The sequence below is a fragment of the Ochrobactrum sp. AP1BH01-1 genome (genome assembly GCF_018066705.1).
Taxonomy (GTDB): Bacteria; Pseudomonadota; Alphaproteobacteria; order Rhizobiales; family Rhizobiaceae; genus Brucella.
This window is the reverse complement of the sequence record NZ_JAGPOU010000004.1, coordinates 59,449-73,023: the sequence shown is the minus strand read 5'-3', so window position 1 is coordinate 73,023 and position 13,575 is coordinate 59,449. Positions and strand designations below refer to the sequence as shown.

Sequence of the window (13,575 nt, the reverse complement as noted above, 5' to 3'; positions counted from 1 at the left end):
GATACTGGATGCAAAGTAAATACAGCTCAGGTCAGCCCCCCGAGCGCAGGAAGCAAGGGATCGCGAAGCGCTTCTGGCGGCGCATTCGCGGACCGCTGGCGCAATCTGCCGTGGTTAAATCTGTGCTTGTGTGGCTGATCACCGCTTACTTCAAGTTTGTCTATTTCACCAACCCGCGTCTGAAGGAATCTGCCGATCCGCAGGCACTCGTCGGCAATGATGATCCTTTCATCGTGACTTTCTGGCATGGGCAACATCTTATGGGACCGTTTATCCGTCCCAAGGGAATTGAACTCGTTGCCATGTTTTCACGTAGTGCGGACGCAGAATTGAATGCTCGCGTTGCTGAAAAACTCGGTTTGATGACGGTGCGTGGTTCCGGTGGGCGGGGCTCGCGCTCGAAACCTGAAAAGGGCGGTGCGCGTGCACTTCTGACGTTGAAGAATGCCCTCAAAAAAGGGCAGTCGACATCAATGATAGCGGACATTGCCCACGGCAAGGCACGGGAAGCAGGCGAAGGTATCATTTTATTGGCGAAATTATCCGGTCGTCCGATAATACCGGTTGCTTATGCTTTCTCCCGGAACCATGTTTTGGAAAAGTCGTGGGACAAGACGGCGATTCCTCTGCCCTTCGGGCGTTCGGTTATCGTGCGCGGCGACAATGTATGGGTCGAAGCGAACGCTGATGACACGCAATTGGAAGAAAAACGCATGGAGCTGACGCGCCAACTCAACGACGCGACCGCCAGGGCCTATGCAGCGTTGGAGAAAGCGAAATGAGCGAACGCTGGGCGCGCAATATGTTGTCTGCCTACCGCGTACTCGGCTCCGCGGCCTATCCCTTCATGGGGCCTTACATCGCCTACCGCGCTTCTCGTGGCAAGGAAGAACGCGCGCGTCGTGGCGAGCGCTACGGCAAGTCCGTTATCGCACGCCCGCAGGGGCCTGTCATTTGGGCTCATGCAGCAAGTGTCGGCGAGACCGTTGCTATCACGCCGTTAATTGAGCGCATCGCTGCGACGGGTATTCATATCGTGCTGACAACGGGCACCGTGACGTCGGCGAAAGTTGTTGCGGATCAATTGGGTAATAAGGTTTTCCATCAATATGCACCGCTGGACCTGCAACCGGCGGTCAACAACTTTCTCAATCACTGGAAACCTGATCTTGCGATTGGTTGTGAGTCCGAAGTCTGGCCCGCAACAGTGCTTTCGCTCGGCAGCCGCCATACGCCGCAGGTTCTGGTCAATGGGCGCATGTCTGATCGCTCTTTTGCTGCCTGGCAGAAAAGACCGGCTTTGGCCGAAGCGCTCTTTGAAAATTTTGCCTATGTGGTCGCACAATCGGAACTTGATGCTGATCGCTTCCGGGCGCTGGGAGCGCGCCCTGTTAGCGTTTCAGGAAATCTGAAAGTGGATACGAACCCTCCGCCAGCTGATCTGCAGGCTTTGGCGGCTTTGCAGCGTCAGATCGGCGGACGCCGGACATGGGCCGCAATTTCCACTCATGACGGCGAAGAGGCGATTACCGCTGAAGTTCATCAGATGCTGAAATTACGCTATCCGCATCTCATCACGATTATCGTTCCGCGCCATCCGGATCGTGCTCCAGCTATTGAGGCCATGCTCGTTGAAAAGGGCCTCAAGGTTGCACGCCGAAGCGCGGGCGAGCCGATTGAAGCCGATACGGATATTCTTCTGGGGGACACGATCGGGGAGATGGGGCTTTATCTCCAGCTCACCGAGATAGCATTCATTGGCAACTCGCTGACCAGGGAAGGCGGACATAATCCGCTGGAACCCGCCATGATGGGGACCGCCGTACTGACGGGGCGAAATGTCCAGAATTTTCGCGAGTCTTTTCAGCGCCTCATCAAGAATGGTGGTGCGCGGATTGTGAAGGATCGCAACATGCTGGCTGGGGCGATTAATTTCCTATTCAACAATCCTCAGCATCTTCGTGCGATGATCAATGCCGGTGCGACTACGGTAAGGGATATGCGCGGTGCGCTGGACCGTACGCTTGTAGCGCTTGAGCCATTTATCCAGCCATTGATCCTGCAGGCGCAGTTGCCCGGCAATCGCAATGAGGCAGCGTATCAGCCGGGCGGACACTGACCATGGCGAGTGAGGCGCCGCCTTTCTGGTGGGAAAAGCCTGATTGGCGCGCTGTGTCCTTGGCGCCTGCTGCCTGGCTTTACGGCGCGGTGGCGGGGCGACGGCTTTTGAAGGCGGAACCGCCGCGAATTTCCCTGCCCGTACTTTGCATTGGCAATTTCACGGTAGGGGGAGCTGGAAAAACCCCGACCGCCATCGCCTTTGCCAATGGCGCCAAAGCGCGAGGTTTGTGTCCCGGTATCGTCTCGCGTGGATATGGCGGCGCTTACAAGGGATTGCACGTTGTCGATGCCGCGCATGACAGTGCACGTTACGTTGGAGACGAACCGCTTCTGCTGGCGCGTCACGCCTCGGTAGCTCTCTGTCCTGATCGGCTAAAGGGAGCGCGACACCTGCAGACGCTCGGCTGTGATTTCATCATCATGGATGACGGTTTTCAGAGCGCACGGCTTTTTGCTGATTTTTCACTGCTAGTGGTGGATGCGGCACGCGGTATTGGCAATGGAAAGGTCATACCGGCAGGCCCGTTGCGCGCTCCGCTGACCGATCAGATGCGTAAGACCGACGCTTTGCTGCGTATCGGTAAGGGCGATGGCGCCGATTTCGTTATCCGGCAGGCGTCGAGAGCGGGTCGGCCAATATATGAAGCCCGGCTTGAGCCTTCGTCCAAGACACTGGTCGCTGGCAATCGGTGGCTTGCATTTGCTGGCATCGGCAACCCTGAAAAATTCTATGCGAGTGTTGCTGAAGCCGGTGGCGAGATTGTGGAAACGCGCTCATTCCCGGATCATCACAGTTTTGGAGCCGAAGATATTCGAAGTCTGTCAGATACGGCTCGCCGCCAAGGATTGGGACTGATCACCACGGCAAAGGATCAAGTGCGGCTGGCAACGATGGTCGGAGTTCCCGCCGGCTTTCTAGCGAAACTCGCCGTCCTCGACGTCGATCTCAAATTTGAACGCAAAGATACGCTTGGCCATATTCTGGATACGGTCACAGAGCGTTTCAAAAGTCGTGTAAGGGGTTCACTTACGCTTTCTTCCGAGCACGAAGCTCGGGATTGACTTCCAGCTCACGTTCAAAAGAAATCAGCCCCGACGCGTAGGGTTCCTGCCGCGATACGCTCCAGTACTTGAGTTCATCAAGCGGGATATGCGCTCCGGTTACAGCGCATGGCACATAGGCGCCATGCCGCACAATCTCGTAATCACCGTCGAGATAGCGCAGAACAGCTTCGGAAGAGCGGGGCGATTCAAATCTATTCATGTATCTAAAACCTTTGCGGCTGACTCTAGCAAGCGTCGTGCATCGCGTCCAGTGTACCGCATCTTGCTTGGTCGTATTTTATCAACGCCGGCCAAAAAGCCTTTCGATATCTGTCAGCTTCAGCTCGATATAGGTCGGGCGACCGTGATTGCAGGTTCCTGACCCGGGAGTGGCTTCCATCTCACGCAGGAGTGCATTCATTTCTTCTGGCTTCAGCCGTCGTCCAGAACGCACGGAACCATGACAGGCCATTGTTGCAGCCACATGGTTCAACATTGCTTTCAGCCCATCGGAAGTATCGTGTTCTGCAATCTCGTCCGACAGGTCGCGGATCAATTGCCGCACGTTCATTTCGCCGAGCATGGCGGGCGTCTCACGCACGGCGATAGCACCCGGGCCGAACTGTTCAATGCCAAGGCCGAAGCGTGCGAGCGTTTCCGCGTGCGTGGCCAGCCGTTCGGCATCTTCTTCCGGCAGATCCACAATTTCAGGAATAAGCAGCATTTGTCCCGGTATCGGGCGGGAATGCAGTGCATTTTTCAAGGCTTCGTAAACGAGGCGTTCGTGTGCAGCGTGCTGGTCCACGATGACGAGACTGTCTTCCGTCTGGGACACGATGTAGTTGGCGTGGATTTGCGCGCGGGCGGCACCAAGCGGTTTCTGCTGTAGTTCCGCTGGCGCTTCGTGAACTGTTGCACGGGCATCCGCCGCGAGCACATTGACGGCTGCAAGCGTCGCCTGCTTGCTCTCCTGAAAAGATGGCGAGGTTGCGAAATCGAGTGGCCTATGGGCTGGATGTGCGGTCTGCGGAGACCATTCGGTCCGAGGGGCGGGAGGTGCAGGACGCCAGCCCCCGGAGGCGTAACCTGTAGAAGAAGAACGCGAAGCAAAGGATGGCGAAGAGGGCTGAAACCCTTCTGCGCGGAAGGCTTGCAGCATGGCCTCGGCACCGCTCGTTGCAGGCCGTATGCCTGATTGCGCCAGTGCCTGTTTGATTGCACCAACGATAAGTCCGCGTACTAGGCCCGGATCGCGGAAACGCACGTCAGCCTTGGCAGGATGCACGTTAACGTCGACTGTTGCCGGGTCGAGCGTCAGGAACAATACGGCGACCGGATGGCGATCGCGCGCCATCACATCCGCATAGGCTCCGCGCAATGCGCCGAAAAGTTGCTTGTCGCGCACCGGGCGACCGTTCACATAGGCAAACTGATGCAGGGCATTGCCGCGATTATGGGAGGGAATGCCGACGAATCCGGCAAGTCGCACACCATCGCGCTCTGCATCAATGGCAAGCGCGTTTTCGCCGAACTCTTTTCCAAGTACCTGATTGATACGCTCCAGCGTGGCTTCCGCGCCGCTGCCGGTTGCGGCCAGTTCCAGCGGTGTCCTGTCAGTGCCTGCAAGCGAAAAGCGGATATGCGGAAAGGCAATCGCGATGCGTTTGATGACATCGGTTATGGCGGAAGCTTCCGCACGATCCGTCTTCATGAATTTAAGACGAGCGGGCGTCGCGTAAAAAAGATCACGCACCTCGACAATCGTTCCGCGATTGAGTGCGGAAGGGCGGGGACCTTCGAGATGTCCGCCGGAAACTGAAACTTCGAAGCCGGAATCAGCATCCTGCGGACGGGATTTCAGGGTCAGTTTTGCGACCGAGCCGATTGATGGCAGAGCTTCGCCCCGAAATCCGAGTGCGCGAATGTCGTGCACGTCGTCGGAAAGCTTTGAGGTACAGTGGCGGGAAACCGCCAATGGCAGTTCGTCGACGGGGATGCCTGAGCCATTATCCGTCACGCGCAACAGGGTCTTGCCGCCACCACCTGTCACGACCTCGATGCGGGTCGCGCCAGCGTCGATGGCATTTTCGACGAGTTCCTTGATAACGCTGGCGGGGCGTTCGATGACCTCACCCGCCGCGATCTGATTGATGATGGTTTCGCTTAAGTGTCGAATTGGCATGGCCGGACTATAGAAGGATTCGCTTCTGTAAAGAACTCGCTTCTACAGTCCGCCAGATTGACTGGTGTGTATCCGGAGTTTGGCCGAATACACCGCAGTCTCAGCTGAAAATGACCCTATTGCGCGGAATAATCCTTAAATGCTGGCAGATTCAAATCCTTAAGGCTGTCTGCATTGACGATTGCACGCGCCACGGCTTCAGCCATGACGGTGGCGGCAATCGCCCCAATCGCCGTCACATCGGCTTCCACGTTCTTTGCCTTGCCTGTGGAAAGCGCGAAGATGGTGTCACCATCCCACATCGTATGGACCGGGTTGATTGTGCGTGCAAAGCCGTCATGCGCCATGCCAGCGATCTTTTTGAGTTGCGCCTTGTCGAACGGAACATTGGTCGCTATCGCGCCGATTGTCGTATTGGCTCCGCCCGACTTAACGACGCCATGGCCCTGCATGACGGCGGATATGGTATCACGGAAGCCCTTGCCGTCCTCGGTTCGCGCGCCCGCCAGTATCCGGCGTGAGTTCGGGGCATAGACATCTCCGACAGCGTTGACGGCAACAATCGCGCCAACCACAATTTCGGTGCCGGGCACCTTGAAACTGGCTGTCCCGAGCCCGCCTTTCATGGCGTAGTCCATGCCGAACATCTTGCCGACCGTCGCACCCGCGCCAGCGCCGATATTGCCTTCACCGGACGGTTCAGTTTTGGCTGCCTTGCAGGCGAGATAGCCGGCTTCCTCATCGGGACGCACAGAAAAATCGCCGACGCCCAGATCCATGAGGATTGCGGCCGGTACAATTGGAACGACGCCTTTACCAATCTTGAAGCCGAGATTGTTCTCTTCGAGATAACGCATGACGCCGGTTGCCGCCGCCAGACCGTAGGCGCTGCCGCCGGACAGAAGGATAGCCTGAACCTGCTGCACATAATTGATCGGATCGAGCAGGTCGGTTTCGCGTGTGCCGGGCGCAGAACCGCGCACGTCGACGCCCGCAGAAGCCCCTTCTTCGCAAAGAAGCACGGTGCAGCCGGTCGGGCGTTTTGTCAGTGTGTGATGTCCCAGCTTGATTCCGGGCACGTCCGTAATACTTCCACCCATAAGTTCCAGCATGTTTGCTCCTCCCTCCGTAGCTGCCGACGCGGCATTAACGACAAAGGGCATTGCCCCAAGTCCCGCAAGCGACTTGGCAAATGTTCTGCGATCCATGAACAGTTTTCTCCTCCATTTTACTCTATTGAGAGAGTGTATTCTTTTCGCGCGCACGGCGCTGGCGCAGAACCTCGGCCACATAGTCACGTGACAAAGCATGGTAGAGCGGCTCGCGAGAAATCAGCCGCGCGGTACCATAGCCCAGCATTGATGCGCACATGAGTGGAATGACATTGTTATGATTGCCGGTCATTTCCAAAATGATGACGAATGCTGTCATGGGCGCTTGCACGACACCGGCAAAATATCCCGCCATGCCGAGCACAGCCGCAAGGCTGGCGCTCGTTCCAAGAATGAGGCCGATTGTGCTACCCAACCCGGCGCCGACCGATAAAGACGGCGCAAATATTCCTCCGGGTATCCCCGAAAGCATGGAGAGGAGCCCGGCAAGAAACTTCGCAATAAAATAGAAAGGTGGAAGAGCCAGCCCTTCAACAGCGCTCCGCGCCTGATCGTAGCCTGCACCGAAGGTCGATCCGCCGGACACGATGCCGATGACTGCGACCAGGAGACCGCAAATGCCTGCGAAAAGCACGGCATTGCGAAGAGGGGCTTTTTGAATGCGGCGTCGCACACGGCGTCCCAGTTCAAGCGCGAGCGCGCTGAAGGCAGCCCCGAATGCACCACCGACTACACCGCACGCAATCACCAGAACCCAATCCTTGCCGGTCGAAGCCGTAACGGTGGTCAGCCCAAAGTAATTATAGTTTCCGACAAGGCCGAGCGAAGCGAGACCGGCGAGAATGACGGCCGACAGCACAAGCCCGTTGGTCCGGGCGGCATAGGCACGTCCCATTTCCTCGATTGCAAAGACGACGCCAGCAAGCGGCGTATTGAAAGCTGCCGCAATGCCGGCCGCCGAGCCGGCGAGAATGAGGCCACGTGCCTGCTCCATGCCGCCGAAACGCGCTGACTGCATCATGATTGATGCGCCGATCTGCACGGTCGGTCCCTCACGCCCGATGGAAGCGCCGCTGAAAAGTCCGGCAAGGGTGAGAATGATTTTACCGATTGCGGTTCTGATCGAAAGCAACAGGGATCGATCATCATGATCGTGCAGGTGGCGGGCGGCAATTGCTTGCGGGATGCCACTTCCGCCTGCGTTCGGAAAACAGGAGAGGGCGACCCAGGAACAGGCCATAAACCCTAGCGGTGTGACAAGCAGAGGAAGCCAAGCGCGCCAATTGTTCCCGCTTGTGAGCGTCTTGAACCAATCCTGCGCAATATCAGCAGCTTCGGCAAAGCCGACGCTGATAAGACCGATGGCCAGCGCGCCGCACCAAAAAACAAGTCGCGGCTTCCAGACATGAGGTGACATCCACATGGCTTTCGACCGGCGGATAAGCGGTACGCGTCTATAGGATTTTCTCACTTTGCCCTGCAAATCTGCTGCTGCCCGATTTCGATGATTAGATTTATCACGCGAAATCTTATCGGTAACTGAAACTTGTATGCAAAAGGCTTTCCATTTGGTCATAACCGTGTTACCAGCCGGTGCCAATTCAACCTAGCAAACCAGACTCGTCGCTGCTCCCGGATCTATTCTGGAGAGGCGGCTTTTCTCATTCGATAAAATCGGCAAAGGAATTGGCAATGGCTAAAATCGTGGAATCGCCCACTGGCGCTCTCGCTCTCACATTCGACGATGTGCTGTTGCAGCCGGGCCATTCCGAAGTAATGCCGGGGCAGGTCGATCTGCGCACGCGCATCGCCAAGGATATCGAACTTAACCTTCCTCTTCTATCGGCTGCCATGGACACTGTGACGGAATCCCGTCTGGCCATCGCAATGGCTCAAGCCGGTGGCATCGGCGTCATTCATCGCAATCTCACGCCGGAGCGTCAGGCTGAGGAGGTTCGTCAGGTGAAGAAATTCGAGTCTGGCATGGTTGTGAACCCCGTCACCATCGGGCCGGATGCCACACTTGCCGACGCGCAGGCATTGATGAAGGCGCACGGTATTTCCGGTATTCCGGTCGTTGAGAATGCAACGAAGGGTCCGGGACGTCTTGTCGGCATCCTGACCAATCGCGACGTCCGTTTCGCTTCCGACCCGAAGCAGAAAATCCACGAATTGATGACCCGCGAAAACCTGATTACGGTTCGTGAGAATGTCAATCAGGACGAAGCAAAGCGCCTCCTGCATGCCCATCGGATTGAAAAGCTTCTTGTCGTCGATGATCAAGGCCGTTGTGTCGGTCTCGTTACCGTCAAGGACATTGAAAAGTCGCAGCTCAATCCCAACGCCGCCAAAGATACTCAAGGGCGCCTGCGCGCCGCAGCTGCAACAAGCGTCGGTGAAGACGGTTATGAGCGTGCCGAGCGCTTGATCGAAGCGGGGGTCGATCTTCTGGTCGTTGATACCGCGCACGGCCATTCGCAGCGCGTTCTCGATGCTGTCGCCCGCATCAAGAAAGCCTATCCGAATGTCGCAATTCTCGCGGGCAATGTGGCGACGACTGCTGGTACCAAGGCGCTGATCGATGCTGGAGCGGATGCGGTCAAGGTCGGTATCGGCCCGGGCTCGATCTGCACCACCCGTATTGTTGCGGGCGTCGGCGTTCCGCAGCTTTCGGCCATCATGTCTGCCGTGGAAGCAGCGCAGAAGCAGAATATCCCGGTGATCGCTGACGGCGGCATCAAGTTCTCGGGCGATTTTGCCAAGGCGCTGGCGGCCGGAGCGGTCGCGGCAATGGCCGGTTCCTTGCTGGCCGGTACGGAAGAAAGCCCCGGGGAAGTTTATTTGCATCAGGGCCGTTCGTTCAAAGCCTATCGCGGTATGGGCTCGGTCGGCGCAATGGCGCGTGGTTCGGCTGATCGTTATTTCCAGGCCGAAGTCCGCGATGAGCTAAAGCTCGTGCCCGAGGGTATTGAAGGACAGGTCGCCTATAAGGGGCCGATTTCTGCGGTTCTGCACCAACTTGCAGGGGGCTTGCGTGCTTCCATGGGTTATGTGGGAGCGAAGACGCTGGAAGAGTTCCGCGAAAAGGCAACCTTTGTGCGCATTTCCAATGCCGGCCTGCGGGAAAGCCATTCGCATGGCGTCGCAATCACCCGTGAAAGCCCCAACTATCCCGGCGGTATGTAATACCATATCGCCTCGGTAGAGGTAGAAAGGCGGCGCGATTGGCGCCGCCTTTTCTATTTTCAGTTGGTCACGGCCTTCAGTTTCTTGATCTCTGCGCGGATTTCATCGAAGGGGCCAACTTTATGCGCTTGAGCGGGCAGGTCGTCGGCATAAGGGCCATAGCCAGCATCCACCGGCTTTTCCAACCGGTTCGGGAAATCTTTGTCCAGGTGCGCCTTTGCCGGGCGCGGTTTCGATTGAAAAAAGGCGGCAATGTCCCAGGCGTCTTCGGGCTCCAGTTGCGGCTCTTCCAGCGATACGCCATTCGGCATATTGGCATGGATGAAATTCGCGGCTGAAATAAGCCTGTTCATGCCTGCTCCGTCGTTGAAACTGTCTGGCCCCCAGAGCGGCGGAAATTCGTAACCTTTTGCATCGCCCACGACTCCGACACGTTTGCCCTGACCATCCGCTCCATGACAGGCGGCGCAAGTTTCGGCGTAGAGTTTCTCGCCATGTACCGGATCGGCCGCGCGCTTCAATTCAGGCATTTTTCCGGAGCCGCGCCCCTTCGTGTTTTCACCGACAATCGTGCCAGCAGATACATATTTGATGTATGCGACCATCGCCTTCATCTCGGCGGAGTCGATAGGGAGCGCGTTGCCGTTCAGGCTTCGAGTCATACAACCATTGACGCGGTCTTCGATCGTGCCGACTTGACCTTCCCGTGAGCGATACTGTGGAAAGTCGCCGTAGACCCCAACGAGCGGCAGTCCGTACTTCTTGGTGCCAGCTTCCAGATGGCAGCTCTGGCACGAAAGATTGTTGCCTGCCAAACGCTTCGTTTCATCGGCTACTTCCGGGCCGATATGCGCATAAGTCGCGGTAATCAGATCGCGGCCCTGACGCACAACACGTCCCCACGCGTCGTCAGGCAATGTATCTGGATCCGGTATGTTCCAGGCTACGTCTTCAATCTCCGCGGCCTTTACGGGCGCGTTATGCGTGTTTGCAGCCGTCGTCGCTTTTTGCGGCGCAGTCGCCGCACTCTTCGCGACACTGTTGCTGGTACGTGGGGGTGCAGACGATCGCGAACTGTCGCTCGTCGCCGCGAAATATCCCAGGCTAAGGCAAAAGACCACACCATAGGCCCCCAAATCAGACCACCTCATTATCCCCTCCAGGCAATAGGTTTCAGAATCAAAACGTTGGGTGGCTATGCTTCCAAGCTTAATGCAGCCTTAAGAGTGTTAAGCTCTTACGAGAGTGTTGAGATCGTCCGGGCTCACTTTCAATTGGTTGGCGCTTTCGGTGATACAGTCGGCGAGGGCGCTGAAATCCTTCCGACGCATGCTCTGGCGCCGCCAGAACAGCGCAATCTCTCGTTTCGGCTGTTCGCCCGCAAATGGGACGATACGCATATGGTTGCTACGTGTTTCGGCGTGCACCGCGATTTCGGGGATGAGTGTAAGGCCCATGCCATGGCTCACCATTTGTAAAAGGGTGGTCATGCTGGTGGCGCCATACTTTACCAGCTGGCGCTGCGAGGGCAGTGAGCAAACGGCAAGTGCCTGATCCCGCATACAATGTCCTTCTTCCAACAGGAGCAATCGTTCGAGAGCGACGTTGTCCTGTGTCATTGGTGAAGCGAGGACCGTCTGATCATTGGTGGAGGTCGCAATCAGAAAGCGATCATCGAAAAGTTTTTTCTGCGCAAGGCGCTCGTCATCTATGGGAAGGGCTGCGACAATCGCGTCGATTTCACCGGCATGCAGTTCGTCAAGCAGTTTGGCGGTTACACTTTCTCGCAATTGAAGGCGAAAGGTCGGATGCCGTTCACGCAAAAGCGGAATAAGGACCGGGACAAGATAGGGGGCGACAGTGGGTATTATGCCCAGCCGCAACCGCGTTTGCAGGAGACCCCGGCTTTGCGCAGCTATCTCCTCAAGTGAATGGAGCTCACGCAAGACTGTCTGGATGCCCGGATAAAGTTGCTTTCCGAGCTCTGTCATTATGACCTGCCGCTGCGAGCGTTCAAAAAGCGGTGCCCCTGCAACGGCTTCCATTTCCGCGATCTGGGCCGAAAGTGCCGGTTGCGACACGTGCGCCAGTTGGGCGGCCTTGCGAAAATGCAGTGTGGTGGCAAGCGATTCGAAATAGCGCATCTGACGTACTGTGAACATGATAGGAAAATCTTATCGAAAATTATCGAAAAAGCAATTGGAGATTATGATTGGAATAGGTCTAATCTACGTCAGTTACCTTGCTACGGCGTGACACGGACGAGCCGTATGATGCCTCTGGCAAGGCTGGTCGTATTCCAATATTGGCTTTTCAGGAGGGAATTCCCATGGCAGATCGCCCGATAATGACGACGAGTGCAGGCGCTCCGATACCGGACAATCAGAATTCCCTGAGTGCGGGCGAGCGCGGCCCGCTTTTGATGCAGGATTATCAGCTCATTGAAAAACTGAGCCATCAAAACCGTGAACGCATTCCGGAACGCGCAGTGCATGCCAAGGGATGGGGTGCTTATGGTACACTGACCATCACCGGCGATATTTCGAAATATACCAAGGCCAAGGCTCTCCAGCCGGGTGCGCAGACGCCGATGCTGGCGCGTTTTTCCACCGTTGCCGGTGAACTGGGCGCTGCCGATGCGGAACGCGATGTGCGCGGCTTTGCCCTGAAGTTCTACACGGAGGACGGCAACTGGGATCTGGTCGGCAACAACACGCCTGTGTTCTTCGTGCGCGATCCAGTCAAGTTCCCGGATTTCATTCATACCCAGAAGCGCCATCCCAAGACCAACTTGCGTTCGGCAACGGCCATGTGGGATTTCTGGTCTCTCTCGCCGGAAAGCCTGCATCAGGTGACAATCCTGATGTCGGATCGCGGCTTGCCGACCGATGTGCGTCACATCAACGGATACGGCTCTCACACCTATTCGTTCTGGAACGATGCAGGCGAACGCTATTGGGTCAAGTTCCATTTCAAGACCATGCAGGGCCACAGGCACTGGACCAATGCGGAAGCTGAGGGCGTGATTGGCCGCACGCGTGAATCCACGCAGGAAGACCTCTTCACCTCCATCGATAAGGGCGACTATCCGAAGTGGAAGGTTCAGGTGCAGATCATGCCGGAACTCGAAGCCGACAAGACGCCCTACAATCCGTTCGATCTCACCAAGGTCTGGCCGCACGCCGATTATCCGCCGATCGATATCGGCATCATGGAACTGAACCGCAATCCGGAAAACTATTTCACCGAGATTGAGAATGCGGCCTTCTCGCCCTCCAACATCGTTCCCGGCATAGGGTTTTCCCCGGACAAGATGTTGCAGGCGCGTATTTTCTCCTATGCGGATGCGCACCGTCACCGGCTTGGCACGCATTACGAAAGCATTCCGGTCAATCAGCCGAAGTGCCCGGTCCATCACTATCACCGCGATGGCCAGATGAATGTCTATGGCGGCATCAAGACCGGCAATTCCGACGCTTATTACGAGCCGAACTCCTTTAACGGCCCGGTTGAACAGCCGTCCGCCAAGGAACCGCCGCTGAAGATTTCCGGTGATGCGGACCGCTATAACCACCGCATCGGCAATGACGATTACTCGCAGCCGCGCGCCCTGTTCAACCTGTTCGATGAAGGACAAAGACAGCGCCTGTTTGCAAACATTGCCGCGGCAATGAACGGCGTGCCCGGTTTCATCATCGAGCGTCAGCTTGGTCATTTCAAGCTCGTTCATCCCGACTATGAAGCAGGCGTGCGTAAAGCACTGAAGGATGCTCATGGCTATGAAGCCAATACAATTGCCTTGAGCGAAGAGGCAACCGCAGCCGAATAGGCTGTCATTGTAAGCGAAAAAAGCCGGAGCTCGCCGCTCCGGCTTTTTTGTTTTGATTTGCCGATTGCCTTTTCCCTGCAAGGAAGGCTATGCCCGAGCAG

The 13,575-nt window shown here is 56.8% G+C and carries 11 protein-coding genes; 5 read left to right on the top strand and 6 right to left on the bottom strand.

Annotated elements, in window-relative coordinates:
* Positions 1–8: 8 nt before the first annotated feature.
* The 3 genes from J9800_RS15260 to lpxK are packed head-to-tail and all read left to right on the top strand — an operon-like array spanning position 9 to position 3,183.
* Complete coding sequence (locus J9800_RS15260) at positions 9–782, top strand: lysophospholipid acyltransferase family protein (protein WP_112586089.1); 774 nt, start codon at positions 9–11, stop codon at positions 780–782.
* The gene (gene waaA, locus J9800_RS15255; protein WP_114215893.1) at positions 779–2,119 is read left to right on the top strand and encodes a lipid IV(A) 3-deoxy-D-manno-octulosonic acid transferase; all 1,341 of its coding nucleotides are present in this window, start codon (positions 779–781) and stop codon (positions 2,117–2,119) included. Before J9800_RS15260 ends, waaA begins: the two co-directional genes overlap by 4 nt.
* 2 nt (positions 2,120–2,121) lie before the next feature.
* Positions 2,122–3,183: a tetraacyldisaccharide 4'-kinase gene (gene lpxK, locus J9800_RS15250; protein WP_114215892.1), complete on the top strand. Its 1,062-nt coding sequence runs from the start codon at positions 2,122–2,124 to the stop codon at positions 3,181–3,183.
* On the opposite strand, the gene J9800_RS15245 is transcribed toward lpxK, so the two are convergent.
* From J9800_RS15245 to J9800_RS15230, 4 genes are all read right to left on the bottom strand, one after another.
* Positions 3,149–3,385, bottom strand: coding sequence for a DUF2093 domain-containing protein (locus tag J9800_RS15245; protein ID WP_112586083.1), 237 nt, complete (start codon positions 3,383–3,385; stop codon positions 3,149–3,151). The genes lpxK and J9800_RS15245 overlap by 35 nt on opposite strands.
* Positions 3,386–3,466: 81 nt before the next feature.
* Positions 3,467–5,347, bottom strand: a complete 1,881-nt coding sequence (mutL, locus tag J9800_RS15240; protein ID WP_114215891.1) for a DNA mismatch repair endonuclease MutL — start codon at positions 5,345–5,347, stop codon at positions 3,467–3,469.
* 116 nt (positions 5,348–5,463) lie between these two features.
* Complete coding sequence (locus J9800_RS15235) at positions 5,464–6,555, bottom strand: P1 family peptidase (RefSeq protein WP_114215890.1); 1,092 nt, start codon at positions 6,553–6,555, stop codon at positions 5,464–5,466.
* Positions 6,556–6,580: 25 nt separating this feature from the next.
* The gene (locus J9800_RS15230) at positions 6,581–7,930 is read right to left on the bottom strand and encodes a chloride channel protein (RefSeq protein WP_114216113.1); all 1,350 of its coding nucleotides are present in this window, start codon (positions 7,928–7,930) and stop codon (positions 6,581–6,583) included.
* 221 nt (positions 7,931–8,151) lie between these two features.
* Here J9800_RS15230 and guaB point away from each other — a divergent pair, with 221 nt between their 5' ends.
* The gene (guaB, locus tag J9800_RS15225) at positions 8,152–9,645 is read left to right on the top strand and encodes an IMP dehydrogenase (protein WP_114215889.1); all 1,494 of its coding nucleotides are present in this window, start codon (positions 8,152–8,154) and stop codon (positions 9,643–9,645) included.
* 59 nt (positions 9,646–9,704) lie between these two features.
* Here guaB and J9800_RS15220 read toward each other — a convergent pair whose 3' ends face one another.
* The gene (locus J9800_RS15220; protein ID WP_114215888.1) at positions 9,705–10,796 is read right to left on the bottom strand and encodes a c-type cytochrome; all 1,092 of its coding nucleotides are present in this window, start codon (positions 10,794–10,796) and stop codon (positions 9,705–9,707) included.
* Between the two features lie 78 nt (positions 10,797–10,874).
* Entirely contained in the window at positions 10,875–11,807 is a 933-nt protein-coding gene (locus J9800_RS15215; protein ID WP_114215887.1) for a hydrogen peroxide-inducible genes activator, read from the bottom strand.
* Positions 11,808–11,974: 167 nt separating this feature from the next.
* Here J9800_RS15215 and katA point away from each other — a divergent pair, with 167 nt between their 5' ends.
* Positions 11,975–13,474 (top strand): catalase KatA, encoded by a 1,500-nt coding sequence (gene katA / locus J9800_RS15210; RefSeq protein ID WP_114215886.1) that lies wholly within the window; start codon positions 11,975–11,977, stop codon positions 13,472–13,474.
* Positions 13,475–13,575 lie beyond the last annotated feature (101 nt).

Excerpts from the sequence above, each read along its gene's own strand:
- J9800_RS15220 (WP_114215888.1), bottom strand. The coding sequence starts at position 10,796 with ATGAGGTGGTCTGATTTGGGGGCCTATGGTGTGGTCTTTTGCCTTAGC.
- J9800_RS15245 (WP_112586083.1), bottom strand. The coding sequence starts at position 3,385 with ATGAATAGATTTGAATCGCCCCGCTCTTCCGAAGCTGTTCTGCGCTAT.
- J9800_RS15235 (WP_114215890.1), bottom strand. The coding sequence starts at position 6,555 with ATGGATCGCAGAACATTTGCCAAGTCGCTTGCGGGACTTGGGGCAATG.
- waaA (WP_114215893.1), top strand. The coding sequence starts at position 779 with ATGAGCGAACGCTGGGCGCGCAATATGTTGTCTGCCTACCGCGTACTC.
- J9800_RS15260 (WP_112586089.1), top strand. The coding sequence starts at position 9 with ATGCAAAGTAAATACAGCTCAGGTCAGCCCCCCGAGCGCAGGAAGCAA.
- lpxK (WP_114215892.1), top strand. The coding sequence starts at position 2,122 with ATGGCGAGTGAGGCGCCGCCTTTCTGGTGGGAAAAGCCTGATTGGCGC.
- guaB (WP_114215889.1), top strand. The coding sequence starts at position 8,152 with ATGGCTAAAATCGTGGAATCGCCCACTGGCGCTCTCGCTCTCACATTC.
- katA (WP_114215886.1), top strand. The coding sequence starts at position 11,975 with ATGGCAGATCGCCCGATAATGACGACGAGTGCAGGCGCTCCGATACCG.
- mutL (WP_114215891.1), bottom strand. The coding sequence starts at position 5,347 with ATGCCAATTCGACACTTAAGCGAAACCATCATCAATCAGATCGCGGCG.
- J9800_RS15215 (WP_114215887.1), bottom strand. The coding sequence starts at position 11,807 with ATGTTCACAGTACGTCAGATGCGCTATTTCGAATCGCTTGCCACCACA.